Raw genomic sequence first — 22,416 nt, forward strand, 5'->3', positions numbered from 1 at the left:
CTTGAGCTGGCGCCGACACTCTCACACTTCGCCGTCAAACTCCGGAAAAGCCACTTCCTGTGGCCGCCTCCGTCCTGATCTGGACTCAGGGCAGACGCAACACTCTATCAACATAACCCGACTTTCCCTGTCGTTCATCCCGTTTTCATGGGATTTTGCGAAAATGCGCTCTTCGTCATATTTATTCAGGTTGCGTCGAAAAGCCGAGGGAGACAGGGCTCACCACGAGCTGGTTCCGACGTTCACAGGCAAAGAGGAGGGACTCTATTGATCTGTCGAATGAACAGCCTTGATCTCGGACAATAAAGCCTGCGTTAGGCCGGCGCCGAGAACATAACTTTTACTCTCAATTGTTTTCCCAGGCCATATTCGTAAGAATAGCCCCTTTTCCGTTCGCATCGTCCGGACAGGCACGTCTTTTCCATTGCGCAGATGTTTCAGCCATGAGTAAACAGTTCAGTTTCCCCTTCTATAACACCATCCTCACCCACGAAAGCGGCGTCACACTCACCCTTCCAGGCAATATGACCGAAATTGCCTGGCTGAACGCCCCCAGCGCTCATGTGGCCCGCCAGTTTCAAAAGCGCGCGCAGAGCAAACTGCTGAAACAGGGCGAGTATGTCGAGCTGCTGCACTATCTGCCGGAAGGCGAGACCGAAGTGCGTGAGGTGAAAATAAAGGCCCCGGCCTCCAGAGAGGGCGGCTATACAGGACATGAGATTACGTTCGAAGCCGTCATCTGGCGCTTGCGCCAGGGGGAAATCCTCGGTGTGGTCCCGGCTCTGGCCGTCGCCTGCCTCTGCTGGGACGAAGAGCAGATCATGCAGCGGGTCAGCGAATGCATCCAGCTGGAAATGCTGCGTAATAAACGGTTCGACAGTGTGCGTTCGTTGATCGCCTGTCAGTGGTATGCGCCCCCTAAAGTCGTGCGTGAAGAAGTGACGCTGGAGTTCTACACGCCAGCGGAACTGGCGGACCTGCGGCGCCAGCAAGACGAGCCGATGATTGCAAAGACGGCGCGCCGGATGCATCGCAGTCGCGCCAGCGTGTTTGGCCTGGACGCTTATGTAGACACGTTAAATCGCAACCTGCTTGGCGAATTCCGCCAAAGCGTGCTGGTGGTTGGTCCCAGCGGCTGTGGCAAGACCGCGCTCATCAACGAGTTTGTGAAGCGCCACTTCACCGGCGTCAACGCTAACAAGATTCCCTGGCGCACTACCGCTGCGCAAATGCTGCAAGCTCTGACGCAACAGGGCGGATGGCGCCACGCACTGGGTCTGTGGGTGCGCGAAGCCCGCGCCAACGGCGAGCTTATCTACCTGGGCAACCTTAGCGAGCTGTTCGAAGTCGGCCAGTATCAGGGCAACAGCGTCAGCATCGCCGAAGCCCTGCGCGATCCGCTGACCCGCAATGAAATCACGCTCATCGCGGAAGTGACGGAAGAGCAGTTGGCCGCCATTGATTTACGCGCTCCTGGCTATAGTCAGCTCTTCCATATCGTGCGTTTCACCGAACGCGGCGAGGAAGAGGAAAACCAGATCGCGCGGCAGGCGATTCAATCCCAGGCGGAGCTTTTCAATATACGCATCGCCCCCAACGCGATTGAACGCATTATCCTGCTGCAGCGCCGCTATGCGCCCTATTCCGGCTATCCCGGCAAGATCATCCGCTTCTTTGAAAACATGATCCTGGCGGCCCATAAAGACAGCGGCGCCATCACTGAAAATGAAGCCATCGCCGCCTTTTGCGAAGAGAGCGGCATGCCGCGTTTTCTGGTGGATCATCAGGCCCGTCTGGACGCGGACAAAGCCCGCGAACATTTCCGTCGCCGCATCGTCGGTCAGACTCAGGCCGTGGAAGCCCTGGTGCGCGCCATTATCACCGTCAAAGCCGGCCTCGCGCCTCGCGGCAAACCCATCGCCTCGCTGTTGTTTGTAGGCCCTACCGGCGTCGGTAAAACGGAAATGGCGAAAACCCTGGCGCAATTTATGTTTGGGGATGAGAAACGCCTGTTGCGCTTCGACATGAGCGAATACAGCGACCCTTATTCCGTTACCCGACTGACCGCCACCGGCGAAGCCAGTCTGGTGACCAAAGTGCGTCAACAGCCGTTCTCCGTGTTGCTGTTCGATGAAATCGAGAAGGCCGATCCGGCGTTTTACGACCTGTTGCTGCAGGTGCTGGGAGAAGGACGGCTTACCGACGACCACGGCGAGTCCGCCAACTTTTGCAGCGCGCTGATCATCATGACCTCCAACCTGGGGGCTCAGCAGTTCATGCAAAACAGCGTCGGCTTCAGCACGGAAGATAAAACTGACGCCGCCGCCCAACGCCATTTCGAGCAGACGGCGGCGAAATACTTCCGCCCGGAGCTGTTCAACCGCATCGATCAGGTCGCGCCCTTCTTCGCTCTCACACAGGAAGAGCAAATGGTCGTGCTGCAAAAAGAAATGCGCCGCTTACAAGGCGCCGCCGGGCTAAGCAATCGTCAGGTCAGTTTGAACTTCGAGGCCCCCGTCTGGAGCCATCTGAACAACCTGCCCTCGGACCCGCGTTACGGCGCGCGCTCCGTGCAGAGGCTGTTGCGCAAGCACGTCACCGCTCATCTGGCGCCGGCGCTCAGCGCCCGCCCCCACGAAGATCCCCTGGAGATCACCGCCACGGTCAGCGCGGACGCACTGAACTTCGACGCCCGCGTCACTCATCAGGAGAAGCGCGCCAGAGGCTACTTTATGGAGCTGACCGAGAAGGTCGCCGCCCACCGCCGCGATCTGCAGGCGCTGCAGGAGAGCCCCACCTGGATCTCCTGCCTCAGCGAGCTTGACCAGATGGACGCGCGCAAACGCCGCAAGCGTAACTCGTTTTGGGAAGACCCGGAGCAAACCCGGCGCTATGGCGAGCTGTTCAACCTGCGCGAGGCGCTTGCTCAAAGAATAGAAGAAGCCTACGCACTGGAAAATGAGTGCCTCAGCCAATTATTGGATCAACAAAGCGCCATGCGCGCGGAAGACTATGAAGAGACATTGCGAGAACTGAGGACGCGCTTTGACGACTTCCTGATCGAAATCGAGAGCACGCTCAACCCGCACTACAACCGGCACCTGCTGTTCGTATACGGCGGCCAGCCCCAACTCGACCGACTGTCCCTGTGGTACGAGCGCTGGTTCGAAAAATTAGACCATGACTACACCCGGGTGTGGATCTACTTAGACCCCGACTTGGAGGCCAATCCGAGAACGGAGGGCGTCTGTCGGGGCGACGATATTTTCGAGATGGTGACGCTGCCGCCCTATAAAGTCAGCAAAGAAATGCTCACTCAGGAAGAACTGCCTCTGATTGGCATGGGCTGGGCCTTATCTGGCGCCTGCGCGCAACATTTCTGGCGTCATGACCACGGCAAAGTGGACTGGGCCACGGAAGAAGACAAAAACGCGCCGATGTACATCGATTTCAATGACGCCAGGCTGGACGAATACAAGGTTCCCACCGGCATTCACCGCATGAAGTTTTACAAAGACATGAAAGCCCATCGCAAAGTCCGCGAAGAAGAATATCAGGACGAACGCTTCGGTGATCCACAGACCTATCAGGATCTTTCCGGGCACTCAGAGCGGGTCAAACACAAAGCCGCCCGCTCCCTGCAGGAAAAGCTGCTGGCCCGCCTCGTCATCCGCCAGGAAAAGAAACCGGAAGATAAAAAACGCGGCGCTAAATCCGCCTATGACGACGCCGCAGGAGGGCTGCAGGAATGACGTTACTGCGACTCGAATTTCCTACGCTGGTGGAGACCCGCAACGGCGAGTTCACCCTGACGCCGCTGCTGACGGATGGCTTTATCGTCAGTCGACGCCGCTATGGCGACGCCTTGCGCAGCTATCAATCCTCGCTCAAAAAGACCTTCGACGATCGACGCCTGGACCGGGACAGCGTAGAACATTTGCTCTGGTTGTGCTTCCAGCCGGACTATCGGTTCGAGTTGATCCACCTGACTTTCAAGTCCGGCATGCACTTGGTGGACGGCCTGTTTGCGGTGGCGCAATATCAGGTGCGCGAGCATCGCTACCTCTGTCTTCCCAAACTGAATTACCAGACGCTGCTCATCCCTGACGACGTGGAGACGCGCCCGCAACTGATTGAATTTCTGGCGGGAAGAATTGGCGCCTATATCCGCAGTCAGCGCAAAGCGGATGAGTCCTTCGACATCAAACGTCTGTACTCTCAGGCCGGTGATTCCGCCACCACTATCGGCGTTTCCGTGAACGTCGGTCAGAGCGATTTCCCCTTCGAACAAGACGCAGCGTCGCTATTTTCCTTTTTCTCCGCCAGCCGTGAATTCAACGGCGCCTACGAACTGAAAAAGACAGCGGAAGATCTCGCCCAGTTTTATCCAGATGACCTGGAAGGCTCGCTGCATCGCGATAACGAAGCCGTCTGGCTGGAACGCGCTCTGTTCTCCGGCAAACCGCAACCGGTTGTCATCGTCGGCGCGCCCGGCGTCGGCAAAAGCAACCTGATTCAGCACACGCTGGCCCAGTACATGGCGAACAGCGACGTCAAAGCGCCGGAGCGACTGCAAAAGCTCTGGCTGCTTGATCCATTACGGGTGATCGCCGGGATGAGCGTGGTTGGCGAGTGGGAGCGGCGCTTTGAAGCCATTCTCAGCTGGGTGAAGAAACGCCTGCAGGAAACCTACGGCATCCGCACGCCGGACGTGCTCTACATCGACAATCCTGTGGCGCTATTCCGCATTGGCAAGAGCGCGCAAACCAGCCTCACTCTCAGTCATGTGCTGAAGCCCTATCTGGAGCGCAGGGAAATCGGCCTGGTGCTGGAGGCGACGCCCTATGAATGGCAACGCATTCAGCAACTGGACCGCGGCTTCGCCGATCTGTTTCAGGTATTGCGACTGGAGCCGCTGCCGGCGGAGAAACTGTCGCAAGTTTATATACGCCGACGCGCGCAGTGGGAGCGTGAATACAACTGTGAAATCGCCTCCCAGGCGCTACTTACTCTGCTTGGCCTGGAGCCGGGCTTTCGCGGCGAGAGCGCCTTGCCCGGCTCAGTATTGTCCGTCATGCGCGACATCGCCGTGAAGCATCAAGGCCGACGCGCTGATGAGCAAGCGGTGTATCAGGCGTTCCAGACCAACTTCCATTTCCGCAGAGCGTTGATCGATAAGAACGCCACGCTACAGGAAAACGAAGTGCGCCGTTTCTTCGAACAGCGTCTGGTGGGTCAACCGCAGGCGCAAGACGTGCTGACGGACACCGTGATGACCATCAAGGCGCAACTGACGCCCCTGGGCAAACCGCTCAACACCCTTCTGTTCATCGGCCCTACCGGCGTGGGTAAAACCGAAGCGGCGAAGCTGCTCACACAACGATTATTCAGCAACAGCGACTGTCTGGTGCGCATCGATCTGAACGAGTTCGTCGACGCAGGCGCCGTACACCGCCTGATCGGCGACGGCATGGGGCAAGGCGGTTTACTGACGGAGCGGGTGCGCTACCAAAAAGCCTGCGTCCTGTTGCTGGATGAAATCGAAAAAGCGCATCCCAAGGTCCATGATTTGCTTCTTCAATTATTGGACGACGGCCGTCTGACTGACGCTATGGGCAAGACCACCGATTTCACCCAGACCGTTGTGATCATGACCTCCAATATCGGCGCCAAAGAGGCGGCGTCGCGGTTTGGCTTCAGCCACCACAACGACGACAACGCGGCGACCTATCGCAAGAGCGTGGAGCAATTCTTCCGCCCGGAAATGATCAACCGCATCAACGACATCGTCGTCTTCAACCCGCTACAACACAGCGATATGCAACGGCTGGCGCAACTGCACATGCAACGCCTGCTGGAGCGGGATGGCTTTATCCGACGCAGCACAATATTGAACATAGACCCGGCCTGCCTTAACCGGCTGGCGGACGCAAGCTTCGATCCCTTGTTGGGCGCACGTGCGCTGAAACGCAACCTGGAGCGAGTCATCACCCATCTGACGGCGCAACGATTGGCGGAACTGGACAGCCTGGACCCGATCATGCTGACTCTGTTTGACGGCCCTCATGGCGTTGACAGCCGCATCACCCGCTTCCGCCACCAGTCCATCATAGCGGGCGCATTGCCGCGTCCAGAGCAGGATTACGCCTTGCCGGACTATCAAAGAATGGTCGCCGCGCTGCAGGCGCTGGACGAACGTTTGCATCAACCGCAAAGCCTGCTGCATCCCGCTGAGAATTACGAAGATTACTGGCGCTGGCATCTTAGCGACGCCCTGCGCGAATTGCTGGAGCCGCTGCAAACCTATACCTGGGAAAGCGAGGAACGCAGCAGCACCCAGCGTCTGCAGGCCAATATGCCTTTCCGCACCTCGGCGCGACCGCGGGAAGGCTGGCGCTCCATACGTCTGGATTTTTCAGCGCTGGCGGCTCAGAACGACCTGCGCGACTACCTCAACGGCCTCTATCAGAAAGCGGAGGACTTCGTTGATTACAACATGAGCGACAACCTCCAGCTCGGCGTCGATTTCAGCTACGTGCTGTTTATCGCCCATGCTTATCTGAACCAGGGACTGGATCAGGGCTGCCTGGTGATCCGCTCTCTGGTGGCGGAAAAAGGTCAAATGGGCGTGCGCTTCCTGACCAACGCCTATGAGCAGACGCTGGGGCGCCTGGGCGAAGTACAGGACAGCCGCATCAGCGACGATTGCGTCGCGCTGGCGCTGCGCGGCCCCGGGCTGCAGCGTTATTTCAGCTATGAACAGGGAGTGCATCTCTTTATCGAAGAGTCCAACCTGCAAGTGCCCGTGACCGTGGCGTTTTACCCGGACTTAACTGCAGAGGAAGGCAGTCAGCAACGTCTGGAGCAGGACCATCAGGGCGACCTGGATATCCAGCGCCTTTACACGACGCCCACCGCCACGCAGCGGGAATTCGGGGTCACCGATCTGCGCACCGGCCTGATGTTGAACGGCTCCCCCATGCTCGCCGACTGGCGTCTGTTGATAAGCCCCGCCTGCAAAGGAGAATTACGCCATGGCGATTGAAGAATTTCCCGTAGCCTGCTGGACCCTGGAAAGCGGCGATGTGATTGGCGTCATTCTGGGGACGGAACTGGTGGTGATGGAGTCGCATCCCTCCAAGATCCGCAGCGCCGCATCGGAATGTCTGGCCAAGGCGATCAAACAGGGCGAGTGCCTGTACAGTCCGGAGATCAGCAGTCCGCAAATCAGCTTCCACACTATCAACGCGCTGCTGTCCTATCGTTCGGATCAGGGCGTGTATCCGCTGTCTGCGCCCAGCGCTTTCCGCATTGCGGCGGTGCATAGCCGTGACCCCAGCAGGGGCTTCGGCGAATGTTTTCTGCCGTTTCTACAACGCTCGTTTTATTACTATGACGAAGTGCAGTTAAAAACGCTGATCGAGCATTTTTCCCTGCAAGTGTTGAATAACGTCACGCCGGAAGAAGCCTACCGCTACATCATGCCTTCCGAACCCTGGCTGGAAGTGGTCAGTTTCGACCGCGGCAAAGTGCGTCCTTCTCAACAACAGCACAACAGCGATGCAATGGAGTACATGTTGACGGTGTCGGATCAGGCGCCATTGCCGAAGCGCGTCAAACGTCAGGTCAGCCGTCTTCCGGAAGTGGCCTGGGAGCGAGGCGAAATGATCCAGCGCCTGGCGGAGGAACTGCTGGAAGGACGCAGCAGTTGCCTGCTGATCGGCGAGCAGGGCGTCGGCAAGAGCGTGCTCTGGCAGGAAGCAGTACGGGTGGCCGCGCGCCTCAGTAAATCCAGCGATGCGCCCCTCACCTTCTGGCGCTCCACGCCGCAGCGCATTATCGCCAAGGCCAAGTACCTTGGAGAGTGGCAGGAAGTGTGCGATGAAGTGGTGGAGTCTCTGGCGCAAATCAACGGCGTACTCTGGCTCAATGATTTCATCAGCCTGCTGTCTATTGGCGGCGAAGGCCAGGAAGACTCCATGGCGGCCTACCTGCGCTCCTACCTCGCCAAAGGCCAGATCCGCATTATCGGCGAGCTGCGCCCGCAAGAACTGGAAGCGGCGCGTAATAAACTACCGGGGTTCCTGCATCTGTTTGAACAGTTCAACGTCACGGAATTGTCCGGCCGCTCCGCGCAGCGAGTGGTGCAGGCTTACGCCAATTACGCCGCCTCCAACTTCGCCATCGACACTCGCGATGATGCGCTGGAGACGGTATCGCAATTGGTCAGGCGCTACATCAAATACGAACGTGCGCCGGGTAATCTGGTGCGCTTTTATCATCACTGCGTCAAAAACGCCTTTGAGAAGAAACAGACGACCATCTCCCGCGATCAGGTCATCGCCGATTTTGTCGCCTACACCGGGTTGCCGGAACTGTTCCTGCGGGATGAGCAGGCGCTGTCAAAGCAAGCGCTGCTGGATTATTTCAAAACCCGCATCATCGGTCAGGACAGCATTCTCGAACAGTTATGTCGGGTCATCCAGATTTTCAAAGCGGGCCTCAACGACCCGCAAAAACCGATAGCGACGTTGCTGTTCGCAGGTCCTACCGGGGTTGGCAAGACCGCTGCCACCAAAGCGCTGGCGGATTATTTCTTCAGCGCGGGCCAAAGCAAGAATCCTCTGTTCCGGCTCGATATGAGCGAGTTTCAACATCCCAGACACATTGAGCGTCTGATAGGCGGCGAAGGCAAACCCAGTCCACTGGTGCAGCACGTGCGCGCCAATCCGTTTTCTGTGGTGCTGCTCGATGAGATTGAAAAAGCCGACGACAGCGTCTTTGACGCCCTGCTCTCAACGCTGGATGAAGGCCTGTTGACCGATCGCTTCGGCCGCACCACCGACTTCCGCAACACCATCATCATCATGACCACCAACCTGGGCGTAAACGCTGGCGGCGGCATGGGCTTCTCTGCGGCGGAAAAACGCGGACAGGTTTCGATGAGCGGTATTCGCGACTTCTTCCGTCCCGAATTCATCAATCGTATCGACGCCATTCTCTGCTTCAACCCGCTCGATCGCGACAGCATCCTGAGCATCGCCCGGCGCGAGCTGGAGTTGCTGAATCAACGCGAGCGCATCAGAGAGCAAAAGCTTAATCTGAGCTTCAGCGACGACCTGGTAGCGCATGTCGCAGAGGCGGGATTCAGCGAGCTCTACGGCGCGCGACCAATCCAACGCGCCATCGAGCAACGGGTCGTGGCGGAACTGGCGTCCTTTCTGGTGACGCGGGAGCATACGCCGTCGCGCATCCATCTGGACGCCATCGACGGCGCAGTGGTCATTAGCGCCGAGTAGCCGCGTTACGCTCTAATTAATATCCAGCCTGATACGCTGCTCCGATTGGGTATGGGCTGCGATATCCTGCTCGCGGAAACGCAGTGGCCGCAAACGCGGCTGCTGCGAATACAGTTCCGTCTGATCCAGGTAGTACGGCGACTCCGGGTTGGCGGACTGGGAGTAGGTCAAAAACCCTTCGGCGACCGGCCCGTTAACCGTGAAGCTCACCGCCATCATCCAGCTCGATCCATGAGTCAGGTGATAACCTATGGCCTCTGCGCTGATTTTTGATCCGGGCAGGAAAGAATAAATATGCCGGGGCAGCAGGGTTCCATCCGGCTTAATCCAGGGATTAAACACATTGAAGCCGCCCTCGATATGGGCGGCGCCGCTCCACGGGAAACGTACGCCGCTCGGGGAGCCGTCGAGCGCGCTCATTTCGACAAACTGCGCTTCGCCAAGGGTCGTCTCCAGAGACAGCCCCGCCGCTTGCACATACCATATCGCCGTAGCCAATTGCTCCAGCACCTTGTCGTTCGGGTCCAGCTTGTTAGGCGTATTGAGAGGGTCCTGGGGAGAAAATGGCTTACGCCATTGCGGGTCTTGATCAAACTGCCAGGCGAACTCCCTAAACAACACCCCGCCCCGGCTATCCGCATTCATAACGCCGTCCCACAAACTTAATGCGTAGCAGCCCTCGGTGAGATCCACGGGTTCGCCTTTGACGATTACCGGCTCATCGCCGCGCGCCCTGCAAGCGGCCAGCAGATCTTCCAAAATCTCCGCCCCTAAATAGGAGCGGCTATTCAGCAGCGCCTCTTTCAACTCGGGCAAGGTGAAGCGTCCATCCCAACCGGCGGCGTCCGTCAAAAGTCGTTGCCCCATGCGCGAACGCCATGACTGCTCGTTATCCACGGGCCCATACAGGGTGGAAGCGCCCCGAATCGGACTGGCGGGATTAGTCAGCCAATAGCTGTCGTTGGAGTTTTGCACAAAGTCGAAGCGCATGAGTTTCGGCGCTTTAGAGAAAGGAGACGGCCCCTTGAAGTCATATACGGAAGCGTCGCCCGGCAAGATAGTAAACTCAAGCTGCTCCCGCAACTTCCTCCACTTGGTGTCGGTGGTCAGCGCCGTTTCGGCTTCAGGACTCAATTCAGGAACGGTGGAGTCATCGATATAAAATGCGTCCCCTACGTCATCTACCACCATCGTGTTATTGAAGATGACGCCGTCGAACTGTTTAAAGACCTTGCGGATGTCCGCCATATCGCGGGACAGGTTCAAGCCCAGCCAGGTATCAATCAGATCAAAGTTTCCAAGATTCGCGTCCTTGAGGCTGTAGGCCACAAAGCCCCCATCCGACGCCTCTCCCCAAGGCAGTATTTCAGGATGGGTGACCATAGGGCCATAATCGCTGACATAAAGATCCTTGCTCAATGCAAACACAGTATCCGGAGCCACCTTTACATCAATGACATAACTCCGCTTCTGAATACGGCGTCGCTCGCCATCCACAAAATAGGTCATCCCCGTCGGGTCTTCCGGGTCCAGCTTCAACTCGTAAACAACAAAGTGTTCTGCAGTGGAATAAGTGTGCGTCCAGGCGACGTGCTCGTTAAAGCCGATATTCACCACACCCGGCATGCCCGCCACCGATGCGCCCATCACATTCATGGAGCCGGGGATGGTCAGATGCTGTTGCCAGAATCGCAAATTGCCTGTGAATGGAAAGTGCGGATTGGCCAGTAACATGCCCTTGCCATTGGCGGTTTTGCGTTTACCCAAAGCCCACCCGTTAGACCCCAATCCCAATCTGGGCTTGTTGGGCAGAGCAGCCAACTCAACAGGGGCTCCATGGTTGGCAGTCCAAGGCGGCGGCAGGCCGCTGTCCGCCATCTGCGGTAAATAGCTTTCTCCCGGCGGCGCAGCGACATAGATCTGCGTCAGGAAACCGGAAGCGCCAGGTATCAATCCCAGACCAAGAGAGTATGTAAGCAGATCCACGTCCGAGATTGGACGCACCCAGGGCTGACCGGCGCAAGTAGGGTCGATATGGTCAACACCCACGTCCTTTAGGTATTTGTTGTAGCCGCTGGCGTAACCGGATAACAACGCCCGGCTGGCGTCGCTCATAGCGTCCAGCCCCTCCTCCGCCAGCTTGCGCAGCTCCAGAGCCAGGTAGCTGAAATCGTTGATAAGATTTTGTGAGTCGCCGGACCCGGGAGTCTGATCCGGCCCAAAGTAGCGAGAACGCTGACTGTTATATTTGATGATCTGATCCGCCAGGATGCAGATATTATCCTGGGCGAAGGCGTATCCCGAACCGAATGCGAGACTTTGCAGATTATCCGCTTCGATGTGCGGCGCGCCGAACTCCGTACGCCGGATGCGCGCCTCCAGCACGCCATCGTCGTCAAAGGCGACCGGTTGCTCGAAGCAACCCGTCAATCCCAGGGCCAGCATCAGTACGACGCCGCGATAACCCCGTGGCCATTTTCCCAAATGCAACATAGAAAACTCCTTTTCTTGTTATAGCGCCCCCTGGATCGCTCACCGGCTCTCCCCTTGGCGATGTTCCGCTTTCCCCCTCGCAACCTCTTACGCGCTCAGGCCGGAATTAACCAGTTATACTCCCGCCGCCGTTAAATGTACACGACGCTACCTGGCGTTTTTTATCTGGTCGAAATGCAGGCCATATTTGTCCAGTATCGCCGCCACGCGCTGACTGTCATTCAAGCGACGCTTCTTCAAACGCGAGGCGGCAAACAAGCGTCGTCCCGCCTCTGCAGCCGAACTGCTGTCCCGGCAGGCGCGCACCACAGCTTCCAATTGCACCTGATCCAGATGATCCATTTCCTCCATCTGTTCCGGCGACAACAGACTCTCCAACAGGCCAGATTCCGCCTGTTGAGTTGCGGAGCGCAGCTCCATTCCCCAGAGATATCCTAAACGCTCCATCTCCGCCTCCACCAGGGCCACATCAATCTCTCCGGCCTCCGCCAAGGTCGCCATGCGCGTGACGCTGGCGTTGAGATCGCGAAAGTTACCCTTCCACAATGCGCTGGGAGAACAGGCGAACTTAAGATAGCGTTTGCGGCTTCCCTGACTGAAGCGCACGCGAATCCCGTTTTCACGCTCAAAACGTTGCAGCTCGTAGTCCAGATTAGGCTCAATATCTTCATGCCGATCCGCCAGCCCCGGCAAACGATATGTCCACAGGTTGATGCGCGAGAACAAATCCTCCCGGAAACGCCCATCAATAACATCCTGGCGTAGATCTCTGTTAGTACCCGCGATGAGTTGAAAGTCGCTGTTTTCTTCTTTGTCCGCTCCCAGAGGGAAAAAGCGCTTATCTTCTATGGCGCGCAACAGCATCGCCTGCTCATCCAAAGGCAGTTCGCCAATTTCGTCCAGAAACAATACGCCGCCATCAGCCTCCTTCAATAAACCGTCCCGTTTCTCAACCGCGCCAGTAAAGGCGCCTTTGCGATGCCCAAACAACGCAGACATGGCGTTATCCCCACGTAAAGTAGCGCAGTTGACCTCCACAAAAGCGCCTTTCACATCCTGACGCTTGCGCTTCAGTTCGTAGATTCGAGAACCCAGTCTGGACTTACCGGCTCCGGTCGGCCCTGTAATTAATATGGGTGCGCGGGTGCGAATCGCCACGGTCTCAATCTGCTTTATCAACTGATTGAAATCCGCATTACGGGTGTCGATACCGGACTTCAAATAATCGGTGTCGCGCTTACGCGATTGGCTAAATATTTCCGCCACGGAACGCGGCGCATTATCCAGATCGATCACTTCCACCTTGCTGCCGCCTTCATGGTCGCGACTCGGCGCGGTTTGCAGCAACTTGCCGGGAAAATAGCGGGCGCCCACAGATAAAAAGATAGAGATCTGCTGGATGTGGGAACCGGTTGTGATATGAAAGAAGTACTCCTCCTTCTCCGTATCAAAAGGATAGCCGTCAATAAACTGATACAGTTTGGGAAACACCTGATGCAAGTCCCAAGGCGCATCGAAATCCAATTGCTGCAGATCCACCTGAAGTTTGGGCTCCACTTCGCCAATATCGGCGATCACTTCGTCCGCCAGCTCGCGATCCTGGGGGTTATACAGCAACACTAAGCGATCGACAGGAAACGCCTCTGGATGTTGCGCAATGGACACGGTAGGCCGCCAACGCTGCCAGCGCTTTTCATATTTCCCCCTGCGACGGGACACGGCGTCCATGGTGGAGCCTAAAAAGCCAAATACCACTTTATATTTACGTTTCTTGATCGCCACTCCGCTCTACCCACTCCGCCACAGACTTAATTGTGAGAATTTTAGATGAAAAATTCTTTTTTTCGAATATTTGATTCAAAAATAAGAAAACTCTCTTTTCTTAAAGCGACTCATCGCCATTACTACAGATTTCCCACAAACACGTCTCAGCCCCGGAAAATACGGCGATCTCAGATTTTTCTCGCAGCGAATAAAAAGTTGGCACGACTAGTGCTAATATACGGGCAACTTAAACTTAACGACTCCATTGCGGATAACGACATGTTTTTCATGATTAAGCACTTCAATCAACAACCAGGACAGATACTGAGCCAGCCAATAAGTAGCGGCTTAGTGGCCTGCCTGCGCCATAACGATTGGTATTGCGGTTATTCCAGCGACTGGAGCAAATCAAACGATCTCGGCGAATCAAAGGCGAACCACACCCTTCGATGACGTAATCACGTCCGGAGGGAAGCAAACGCCCTCCGGACACTCTCCCCTCACAAGGAACGAGAACCCGGCGGGCGAAAGCTCACCGGGTTTTTTTATGTGTTTTTTTCGAGCAGCGCGGTAAAAACGTCGCGTGACGAAAGAGAGCACATAACAAAGAACGGTTACTTGGAGCGACAGCAGGCTCCAACATTCTTGTACTACGTTTTTTGTATTAAGCGCCTGCAATTGAGGCTAAGTAGCAAGCAGCGATTGCATGAAAGAACAAAGGTAGGCTGGCCGAATGGTAAGGCAGCGAGTTGCTAACTCGTCGAACCCGAAGGGGTTCTGCAGGTTCGAGTCCTGCGCCTACCGCCACCTTTTAGGCAGAGGAAGTCGTAAAACGGAGAGTTGCCAGAACGGTAATGGAGCAGTCTTGAAAACTGTGGCTTGGAGACAGGCATGGGGGTTCGAATCCCTCACTCTCCGCCAGATATTTTGACGATGAAAAACGAACACGGCCTGTTGGTCCAATGGCGAAGACGCCGGGTTGTCTCCCCGGAAACAAGAGTTCAATTCTCTTACAGGCCGCCATTTATAGCGAGGTAACAAGCATGTACAGCAATCAATTGGCGGAAGGTTTCGCCGCTAATCAGGCGGCTTACCTCAAACAGAGACTGGATCGCCGCCTGGGCCATGACAGGACTCAAATCCGGGTCGATCAAAATGATCTGATCGTGATTCTGGAAAGAAGCGACTTGATCCGCATCGCCGCCGGAGATCTCCCCACACGCATCGGGGAGTTACGAGTGAAGGCCAAGCTGACAGGTTAGAGAATTACGCGTTCGTGTTGGAACAGGTAGACAGACCTGACTTAGAACCAGGCGCCGTAATCGGCATGCGAGTTCGAGTCTCGCCGAACGCACCACATTTACTAGCGATTTAAAAAGCACTTATCGCTTAAAACGTATTACAGCCCGGTAGCTTAACTGGCAGAGCAGCGGCTTCCAAACCCGCCAGGTGATGGTTCGAATCCGTCCCGGGTTGCCACTTTGATTAACGAAATAGACCAGAAAAGAGGAAAAGGTCATGGAAAACGAGTTCGACGAACGGGTCGTCGTCCCCAGCAACAACTAGAAACTGTCATTCTTCCTGGCGATGCAGCCCCAAGGATGACCTCAATTTACCCTCACCCCTGCCCCGTAGCTTAATTGGTAAAGCACCGGACTTTGACTCCGGAAACCCTGGTTCGAATCCAGGCGGGGCGGCCAATTTCAACCAGATAAACCTTAAAAAATCAGAACATGTAGACAGATAGAAGAGATGTAGTCATGAGCACCCCTCGCATACTTAGATTGGACAAAACCGGCCAACCCATGCAGTGGATGAGCCAGGAAGAAGCGGCCACGCTAATCTGCAACGACCGTGTACTCTGGAGCGCCGGCGATAACGTCATTGTTTTGCGAGGCGGAACAGGACGTGACGGACAGCGGTCCACCCTTGAAATTCCAACCATCATCGCTTCCGAAGGACGCGATAAACACGTGATGGAAACACCACCGCTGACCAACAAGTACCTGTTCCGGCGGGATGACAGCACCTGCATGTACTGTGGATTGACGTTCCCTTATGAACTGCTCAGTCGGGATCACATTATGCCTGTGTCCCGGGGCGGTAGGGATATCTGGAAAAACGTCGTTTGCGCCTGCATCCGGTGCAACAACTTCAAAAGAGACCGTACCCCAGAGGAAGCAGGCATGCCTCTATTAGCGGTGCCATTCGTACCCAGCCGGTACGAATACCTGTATCTGGCCAACAGAAACATTCTGGGAGACCAGATGGAGTTTCTACGTAAAGGCTTCAGTCGCCACCTGTTGGCGAGAATAGCCTGAGCCACCTCACCCTTAGCGGCCTTCGGGTCGCTTTTTTCGCGCGTAAGCCAAGTGGTAGGCGCAAGCTTAGCGTAAAACGTTGTCATCACTCGCGATCCATGCCCGCATTATATTTCAGCTCTAAAGTATTAGAGTTCACAATCATGGGGAGCCAAACAAGCGTACACTGTAAAGTGTGTGTCATTTGTCCAGCAGGAATCTTATAAACCTGCTTGATCTACTGCGCGCGCTCAAAAGCCCTACGACATGAGCCTTGAAAAATCTTCCTGTAATATCGGCCAGTACATTTAAAAACCTGTTGGACGAGCTGTATTCAAACATTAAAATACAAGAGTGGTGGTTAAGCCATGACTGGCATCGACAGTGAAAGTATAATGGTTTAACCTCAATCTGTTTTTTTGGAAGTAAAACAGATTCTAACCTCCCCTGGATTCAGAAACACTTTGTGATCCGAGGGCACTGCAGAGTTACTCTAACCATATGATAATCGTAAAAATAAGTTAATGAAAGAAAAAATGCCAAACTTATTAATCTTCTCATTGTTGTTATCTACTTCTTTTATAGCAAGCGCAAAAGTGAATGATTTTGATGTTGTTTGCACTTCTTTTAAAGAGCTCATTGTTAGAGAAGGTATTGACACCTTAGCGTATGAAGAAAAAGTCAAGTTTGTTACTCAATATGTAAGAAATAACCTCCGCCCAGATGCGCCTGCTTTAGATGCATGGCTAGCGGTCGCTGCCGCCGAGGAAGGTTTAAGATATGAACTATTTCAGGAGGCGGCAGCTAGTATGGGCTATAAAGACTATCGCTGCGATGAAATGCAAAGGCTCATTGAGTAGAAGCAGACAGCTTGTTATATCAATAACCTAGAGTAAAGCCATTGCCACTTGGGTGATTTTCTCCTATTGGGCGCCTTATTGGTCAGGCAGAAAAACAGCTTCCTTCTAAGTATAAAAATACTGAACAAACAGAACTCATATATAAGAAAACATATACCAAATCTCAATTTCTATAACCATTAAAAATCATAGCTTTCATGAACAGTTATATTCAAAATCTGAGCAACAGAATATCTGGATTCACATCCCCCATCATTACATACAGAGATATAATAAGGTCAGCCACAATTCCCCTATCGAAAACGGACCTCCGCACGATCCGATCCTATACTAATGGCGTTAATTGCCAGAGAGAGAAATATGAAACAGTGGAATGAAATAGACATATTCAAGAATGTCGATCTACAAGATAGTTTTGTCATTGGCTGGAAGTGCTCGGATGAAACATTCTTCATAGACATGGAAGCAAGCCTATGGCCTGGACATCCGGATTATGAAGAGCCGAATAAAGGTGAACACACTTGTTACAAAAAAGCCAGACTAATATTTCGGAGCCCATCCAATATAAAAGGGCTTTTTCCTATCGACCAAGTGGAAGCAAACAAAGCCATGGAAGGCGAAATCCCCGATTACGATACCATTGAGCATTTCGAAATTGGTAATGGTCAATTTCATCTAGTGGGAGCGTTTGGTGATGTAACGTTATCAGCCGAAGATTGGACTTTTAAGGTGACGCGGAGGCTCCGGTCAGAATAAAATTAAAGAAACGCGCCCAACATACACTTATTATTCTTGAACAAATTTACACCCCCCCCTATGACTAACGCAGTCTTACATCACCAACTACAACTCACAAGTATTTTATTATAGAAACATTTATATATTGGCTATAGACACAAAAATTAAGACTAAAATTATCGCACTAATCGTTTTTTTAAAAATAGTTTCAGCAAGCGCATTCATCCTTCTTTCAAAAACAGGTGGAAATGACTTTGATATTGTGTTTTCATCATTTAAAGATTTGTCTAAAGAAGGTAACGTGGGTGCCTTATCACATGATGAAAAAGTGGCTTATATCACCCAGAAATTGGATCACAAGCTTACCAAAGACGACAACGCATACGCAGCATGGATGGCTACTTCTTTTGCTTATGAAGGTCAGAGAGATATGCTTATTAAAATGGCCGCAGATAGCACAGGCTATGAAAGCTGGAGTTGCGATGAGATGCGCGACCTGATTGAGCCTTATTCAGAGTAATACTTTTTATAACCATTCGATGAATTATCTGTGGGAAAGCGAAGATCTGAATGGAAAAGACGGTATACTGCCCCCACTGATCAAGCAGCTAAGTAAATCATCGTAAGGCTTAAGGTAGACAGGCTCCAGGCGTCCCTGATTTTCAATTATGCTTACCACAAGCCCAGTCATTGATATAACCTCTTGTAAAACCCTTCTTTCCACTGTGCGCCAAATGCTTTTTTTAAACTTTTCTCTAAAATCGCTTCTATTCCCTCCAAGCCCAGTAATTGGTTGATGAGCACTAACCATTCTTTGTCAGCAGATTCTATATGTTCCATTACCTCATCTGTACCAGCGCTTCTGGTCTCAAAGATCATAGCCATAACCTGCAATGAAATATTCTCGTAGTCTTGCGATATCCGTCGGCTAAGCGCTTCCTCAGAATAGTCTCCCACGATGGAAACCCCGCCCTCAGCCCATGAACCGAGAAGCTTTCTTGTAAAATTTGAGCAACCGAGAAGGTACTCATTAAATTTAGCGGTTTTAGTTTGAAAAACTAAAAGTGTTATCCCAGCCTGGACAAAATCACTCATTAAAATACTGGGAAACTTACTACTGGCAGACAGCTCAAAGGGGCTAATCCATTGACGTTTGGTGTGATTTGCAATTATGAACTCTTCAGCCACAACTTATTCCTAAATAGCTAGCAGTCTAAAATTCGCAGACTAAAAACAAAGAACCCTAAGAAATTTCTATTTAGCTCTGCGGCGCCAAGGTCGCAGTCAACGCCGCTATTTGCTGTTGCAGCATTTGCAGGCGGTTGTTCAGTCTCGATACTTCGTTTTCGTTTGGCTTGGTTCCAGCGAGTAGTTGCGCCAAGCTTTGATCGATGCGGCGCTGTTCCTTGCGCAGCTCATCGATGCGATCGAGGATTAATCTCTGCGAGCTGTATGATTTCAGCCTCTCGTCCCGCTCTTGCAGGGCCGCTTTATGTTGACGGAGCATGTCTTCCAGAGCCTTATTCTGCGATCGTAATTCCGCCACTTCAGAGTGCAGGTTGGAGTTCTCCGAATTAGCGCTTAACAGCATGTTGCGCTCCACCAATGTCATCGCGTACTTGCGTTCCAGCTCCCGGTAAATCTCCGCGTTGGTCACTTCCGAAATACGGTTTTGTAGCTGAAGCTCCAGCTCCGCATTCTTAAGCTGTAGAGGATGTATCGTCAGATGTAGGTTGGCGGCGTACACCAATGCGCCACATGCGGCGGCCAGAGCGAGAGTCAGGGTGAAGGACTGCTTTCCATGCTCGAGCATAGCGTCTCCTTTGAGAATAAAAATAGAACCCACGACGGCCATACTGCGAGTCGACGTAGATTACTCCAAGTGCATCCCGCAACCAAGCTAATCGCCATCATTACAGGCAAAACGACTAAACACACATCAGGAGAGGTTACATTGCGCATCTGAGTATGCGAGACCATACTTTTTTTATGAATGAAAACACCGCCAGATTAGTACCCGAGCACAACCTGAACGCCTTCCGAGACAGCTTTGCGCGCTGCTTTTGCGATGTGGGTAGCGATGTGCGCTTTGTCGATGATTTCTATGTACGCCTCAAGGCCTCTGACGCCGACGTCAGCGCCATATTCAATCGCCGCCCCATAGAACGACAGGTGCATGCCGTTCGCTCAGCAGTTTACGCCCTGGAGGAATACGCCACCAACGGGCGGCCTGATGATACATTGAGATTGATTGAAGCATCGCATAACCATCAAACGATGGGACTGACGCCCTCTATGTACGAATTATGGTTGAGCTGTTTGCTGGAAACTGTCCTTCGCCATGACCATGCCTACAGCGATGAAGTGAGACAGGCCTGGGAGCTGACTCTGAGGCCGGGCATTGATTATCTCAAGCAGACACTCGTCGCTGAAATCCAGGTCGCAGAAGATATAGAAGAAGGGAAAACCAACGCGCCCAAATAGTGGAGCCTCAACGAGTATCGCTCTTTCTTCTCCGCCCCGGCGGCGCGGGTTTAGCGCCGGAAAGTTCTCCGCCGCATGCTTTGACGATAGTCTCCATCACCATCTCCGCCGCAAAATTCTTGGGCATGGAATCCGGGTTAGTCACCGCCAGTTGATAAGCGCCTTCCATCGTCGCAAGAACCATCGCCGCCAGCTTACGAATCTCCTCCGCCGCCAAACGATCTCCTGCGATATTCCACAATAGTTGCGCCAACTCTTTCATTTGCATAGCGATGGCTTCGCAATACAACTCCCTGACGTCATCCACCCGCACCGCCTCGGCGCCAATCAACACCCAGGCTTTCACCGCCTCTGGATCAGCGCCCTTCCCTAGCGCCAACCTTGCGTCGACAAACGCCCGCAATTGCTGCTCAGGCGTTTGCGCGTCGACACTCAGTCTACGGTAGCGGGTTTCGCCAATGCTGACGACATACTCGACCAGCGCCAATAAAATTTCCCGCTTGGCTTTGAAATGATAGTGAATCAGTCCCGGCGTCAGACCCGCCTCCGCAGCGATCGCCTGGATTGTCGCGCCGTCGTAGCCCTTTTTCGTCATCACACGCAACAGTGCGTTCACTATCTGCATGCGACGCTCTTCGGTATTGGACTTTCTCCCCATCGCCGCCGTTCCCCAAATTTAGCCCCGGAAATATTTTGGTCATTTAACCAAATTTCTATTGCCGTCGCGACAGTTTGCTTTTAATCTATTTTTGGTTGGTTGACCAACTTATACAAAATGCAATTCACTGCGACATTTCGGTATCGATGGAGGAAAACGGGCTTATGAAAAGCGTCAGTCGTTTTAACACCTCTCAACACACGTCAGTCGGCGTCCAACGCATCGATTTAGCGCCGGAATTGAAGAAAGAATGTTTCGTTCTGCGTGGCGTTTTTTCCGAGGTTATTTGTGAGCAACTATTGGCGGACGCCCTTGCCCGTGGATTCAGCGCTGCGGACGCAAAATATCCAACCAGCTACCGCAATAACGACAGGCAGGTGGCGGATGATCCTATGCTGGCGCTGCGTTTGTTTGAGATCTGCCGCAAGCTCCTGCCTCAGAACCTGCCTGACGCAGCGAGCATCCCTGCGTGGGGTCTACGCTCACTGAATCCTCGTCTGCGCCTTTGCCGCTATAGCGCCGGGCAAAGTTTCTTTCCCCATCAGGACGGGGTTTATGCCTGTCCTGACGGCTCGGAATCAAAACTGACCTTTCTGCTCTATCTCAATGATGCTGCAGAGTTCAGCGGCGGCGACACCCTGTTTTTCAAAGATGCTTCCGCGACGGAAATAAGCGCTCGATTTACGCCCCGTCGCGGCGACCTGATCGTGTTTGACCACAGCCTCTGGCACAGCGGCGACACCGTCCTGAGCGGAGAAAAATACATTCTGCGCAGCGACCTGATCTATCAACCGTCACGCTCGATCAGCGCGATCCCTGCACTATTGAATCCACATACTCTGCATGCCCACAACGGTTATATCTGGAAGATAGCGACGCTTTCAGGCGGACGTTTCGCCACGGCGTCACGGGATAAAACCATCCGCATATGGGGTCCACAGAAGCAATTGCTGCAGACACTGTCCCAACACGCAAACTCCGTCCTGGATTTATGTTCAAACGCCAAAGATGATCTTTTCTCCGTCTCTCGAGATGGGACCATCAGTAAATGGGAACAGCGTGAAACGGGCTATTTTCACGTCAGGAAAATTAACACCTTTTGCCCGACGCCATTGCATGTTTCAGTCTTGGACGAGAACCGAATCGTCACCACGGGTTCAGACGGCGCTATTCGTCTCTGGGATCATGATCTGACGCTCCAGGGGACGCTGACGGGACGTCCGGGCTGGGTATGGGATCTCGCCTCATTGGGACAAGAAAAGGCCGTCAGCGGCGGAGAAGACGGCTCGTTGTGCTTCTGGCGAACAGATACGCGCGAACGCTACTTTCACCTATCCCCCAATGCTGGCCCGATTCGTTGCCTGGCCTTGTACGGCGCGGCTCACAGCGTCTTCGCCGGGACTGGTACAGGTCATATATTACACATCGATTTATTACCGGAACCTTATGTGAAGAACGTCTGGAAGGCTCATAACAGCATCGTAAGAAGCCTGTTTGCCGGAGCAGGAAATCAACTTATAAGCGCGGGAGAAGACTGCCGAATCAAACGCTGGAGCTTGGCGGGAACTGTACTCAGTGAGGACGTCAGCCACGAAAATTTCGTCACCTCGCTATGCCCTTATGGTGAGCAAAGATTCTTATCCGCCTCTTATGACGGACGTGTGATATTTCATTCACTTTGATCAACGACAAAAGCGACTCAGCATGGCTCGCCCACCATAAAATGAAAGCGTTATCTCCGCCCAGCCCCCTTGTGCGACGCGCCTCACAGAAATTTTCGCCTAAGCCATCTACACTAATTTCCCCCTTCTCAAAAACCA

Annotated in this window: 15 protein-coding genes and 6 tRNA genes; 16 read left to right on the top strand and 5 right to left on the bottom strand. The window is 53.7% G+C overall.

Annotated features, from left to right (window positions below):
- Window positions 1–443: 443 nt before the first annotated feature.
- From ONV78_RS25920 to ONV78_RS25930, 3 genes are read left to right on the top strand one after another with little or no spacing between them, the layout of a single operon-like run.
- Window positions 444–3,752 (top strand): AAA family ATPase, encoded by a 3,309-nt coding sequence (locus ONV78_RS25920; protein ID WP_279507338.1) that lies wholly within the window; start codon window positions 444–446, stop codon window positions 3,750–3,752.
- The gene (locus ONV78_RS25925; RefSeq protein WP_279507340.1) at window positions 3,749–7,045 is read left to right on the top strand and encodes an AAA family ATPase; all 3,297 of its coding nucleotides are present in this window, start codon (window positions 3,749–3,751) and stop codon (window positions 7,043–7,045) included. The genes ONV78_RS25920 and ONV78_RS25925 overlap by 4 nt, the downstream gene beginning before the upstream one ends.
- A complete protein-coding gene (locus ONV78_RS25930; RefSeq protein ID WP_279507342.1) occupies window positions 7,035–9,299 on the top strand; it encodes an AAA family ATPase in 2,265 nt (754 codons plus the stop codon). Before ONV78_RS25925 ends, ONV78_RS25930 begins: the two co-directional genes overlap by 11 nt.
- A 12-nt stretch (window positions 9,300–9,311) precedes the next feature.
- Here ONV78_RS25930 and ONV78_RS25935 read toward each other — a convergent pair whose 3' ends face one another.
- Both ONV78_RS25935 and rtcR read right to left on the bottom strand, forming a co-directional pair.
- Window positions 9,312–11,792, bottom strand: a complete 2,481-nt coding sequence (locus ONV78_RS25935; protein WP_279507344.1) for an acylase — start codon at window positions 11,790–11,792, stop codon at window positions 9,312–9,314.
- A gap of 147 nt (window positions 11,793–11,939) precedes the next feature.
- Window positions 11,940–13,574 (bottom strand): RNA repair transcriptional activator RtcR, encoded by a 1,635-nt coding sequence (gene rtcR / locus ONV78_RS25940; RefSeq protein ID WP_279507346.1) that lies wholly within the window; start codon window positions 13,572–13,574, stop codon window positions 11,940–11,942.
- A gap of 701 nt (window positions 13,575–14,275) precedes the next feature.
- Here rtcR and ONV78_RS25945 point away from each other — a divergent pair.
- From ONV78_RS25945 to ONV78_RS25995, 11 genes are all read left to right on the top strand, one after another.
- Window positions 14,276–14,363, top strand: a tRNA-Ser gene (locus ONV78_RS25945).
- Window positions 14,364–14,390: 27 nt separating this feature from the next.
- Window positions 14,391–14,477: transfer RNA gene (locus ONV78_RS25950), tRNA-Ser, on the top strand.
- A 27-nt stretch (window positions 14,478–14,504) separates the two neighbouring features.
- Window positions 14,505–14,579, top strand: a tRNA-Asp gene (locus ONV78_RS25955).
- 20 nt (window positions 14,580–14,599) lie between these two features.
- Entirely contained in the window at window positions 14,600–14,818 is a 219-nt protein-coding gene (locus tag ONV78_RS25960; RefSeq protein ID WP_216735199.1) for a hypothetical protein, read from the top strand.
- A gap of 8 nt (window positions 14,819–14,826) precedes the next feature.
- Window positions 14,827–14,913 (top strand) — tRNA-Leu (locus ONV78_RS25965).
- A gap of 46 nt (window positions 14,914–14,959) precedes the next feature.
- Window positions 14,960–15,035, top strand: a tRNA-Trp gene (locus tag ONV78_RS25970).
- A 146-nt stretch (window positions 15,036–15,181) separates the two neighbouring features.
- Window positions 15,182–15,256, top strand: a tRNA-Gln gene (locus ONV78_RS25975).
- Window positions 15,257–15,316: 60 nt separating this feature from the next.
- Complete coding sequence (locus ONV78_RS25980; RefSeq protein WP_011399230.1) at window positions 15,317–15,877, top strand: HNH endonuclease; 561 nt, start codon at window positions 15,317–15,319, stop codon at window positions 15,875–15,877.
- Window positions 15,878–16,380: 503 nt separating this feature from the next.
- Entirely contained in the window at window positions 16,381–16,716 is a 336-nt protein-coding gene (locus tag ONV78_RS25985; protein WP_279507348.1) for a hypothetical protein, read from the top strand.
- Between the two features lie 360 nt (window positions 16,717–17,076).
- On the top strand, window positions 17,077–17,472 hold the full coding sequence (locus ONV78_RS25990) for a hypothetical protein (protein ID WP_279507350.1): 396 nt from the start codon (window positions 17,077–17,079) through the stop codon (window positions 17,470–17,472).
- Between the two features lie 127 nt (window positions 17,473–17,599).
- Window positions 17,600–17,974: a hypothetical protein gene (locus ONV78_RS25995; protein ID WP_279507352.1), complete on the top strand. Its 375-nt coding sequence runs from the start codon at window positions 17,600–17,602 to the stop codon at window positions 17,972–17,974.
- Between the two features lie 167 nt (window positions 17,975–18,141).
- Here ONV78_RS25995 and ONV78_RS26000 read toward each other — a convergent pair whose 3' ends face one another.
- Both ONV78_RS26000 and ONV78_RS26005 read right to left on the bottom strand, forming a co-directional pair.
- The gene (locus ONV78_RS26000) at window positions 18,142–18,642 is read right to left on the bottom strand and encodes a hypothetical protein (protein WP_216735204.1); all 501 of its coding nucleotides are present in this window, start codon (window positions 18,640–18,642) and stop codon (window positions 18,142–18,144) included.
- Window positions 18,643–18,712: 70 nt separating this feature from the next.
- Window positions 18,713–19,267: a hypothetical protein gene (locus tag ONV78_RS26005; RefSeq protein ID WP_279507353.1), complete on the bottom strand. Its 555-nt coding sequence runs from the start codon at window positions 19,265–19,267 to the stop codon at window positions 18,713–18,715.
- 176 nt (window positions 19,268–19,443) lie between these two features.
- Between ONV78_RS26005 and ONV78_RS26010 the strand changes: the two genes are divergently transcribed.
- Complete coding sequence (locus ONV78_RS26010) at window positions 19,444–19,938, top strand: hypothetical protein (RefSeq protein ID WP_279507355.1); 495 nt, start codon at window positions 19,444–19,446, stop codon at window positions 19,936–19,938.
- A 7-nt stretch (window positions 19,939–19,945) separates the two neighbouring features.
- Here the strand turns inward: ONV78_RS26010 and ONV78_RS26015 are convergent, their stop codons facing one another.
- Complete coding sequence (locus ONV78_RS26015) at window positions 19,946–20,596, bottom strand: TetR/AcrR family transcriptional regulator (protein ID WP_279507357.1); 651 nt, start codon at window positions 20,594–20,596, stop codon at window positions 19,946–19,948.
- A 164-nt stretch (window positions 20,597–20,760) separates the two neighbouring features.
- Here ONV78_RS26015 and ONV78_RS26020 point away from each other — a divergent pair, with 164 nt between their 5' ends.
- On the top strand, window positions 20,761–22,278 hold the full coding sequence (locus tag ONV78_RS26020; protein WP_279507359.1) for a 2OG-Fe(II) oxygenase: 1,518 nt from the start codon (window positions 20,761–20,763) through the stop codon (window positions 22,276–22,278).
- The last annotated feature ends 138 nt before the right edge of the window (window positions 22,279–22,416 follow it).

The sequence above is a fragment of the Hahella sp. CR1 genome (genome assembly GCF_029813005.1).
Taxonomy (GTDB): Bacteria; Pseudomonadota; Gammaproteobacteria; order Pseudomonadales; family Oleiphilaceae; genus Hahella.

Excerpts from the sequence above, each read along its gene's own strand:
- ONV78_RS25920 (WP_279507338.1), top strand. The coding sequence starts at position 444 with ATGAGTAAACAGTTCAGTTTCCCCTTCTATAACACCATCCTCACCCAC.
- ONV78_RS25925 (WP_279507340.1), top strand. The coding sequence starts at position 3,749 with ATGACGTTACTGCGACTCGAATTTCCTACGCTGGTGGAGACCCGCAAC.
- ONV78_RS25930 (WP_279507342.1), top strand. The coding sequence starts at position 7,035 with ATGGCGATTGAAGAATTTCCCGTAGCCTGCTGGACCCTGGAAAGCGGC.
- ONV78_RS25935 (WP_279507344.1), bottom strand. The coding sequence starts at position 11,792 with ATGTTGCATTTGGGAAAATGGCCACGGGGTTATCGCGGCGTCGTACTG.
- ONV78_RS25960 (WP_216735199.1), top strand. The coding sequence starts at position 14,600 with ATGTACAGCAATCAATTGGCGGAAGGTTTCGCCGCTAATCAGGCGGCT.
- ONV78_RS25980 (WP_011399230.1), top strand. The coding sequence starts at position 15,317 with ATGAGCACCCCTCGCATACTTAGATTGGACAAAACCGGCCAACCCATG.
- ONV78_RS25985 (WP_279507348.1), top strand. The coding sequence starts at position 16,381 with ATGAAAGAAAAAATGCCAAACTTATTAATCTTCTCATTGTTGTTATCT.
- ONV78_RS25990 (WP_279507350.1), top strand. The coding sequence starts at position 17,077 with ATGAAACAGTGGAATGAAATAGACATATTCAAGAATGTCGATCTACAA.
- ONV78_RS26005 (WP_279507353.1), bottom strand. The coding sequence starts at position 19,267 with ATGCTCGAGCATGGAAAGCAGTCCTTCACCCTGACTCTCGCTCTGGCC.
- ONV78_RS26010 (WP_279507355.1), top strand. The coding sequence starts at position 19,444 with ATGAATGAAAACACCGCCAGATTAGTACCCGAGCACAACCTGAACGCC.
- ONV78_RS26015 (WP_279507357.1), bottom strand. The coding sequence starts at position 20,596 with ATGGGGAGAAAGTCCAATACCGAAGAGCGTCGCATGCAGATAGTGAAC.
- ONV78_RS26020 (WP_279507359.1), top strand. The coding sequence starts at position 20,761 with ATGAAAAGCGTCAGTCGTTTTAACACCTCTCAACACACGTCAGTCGGC.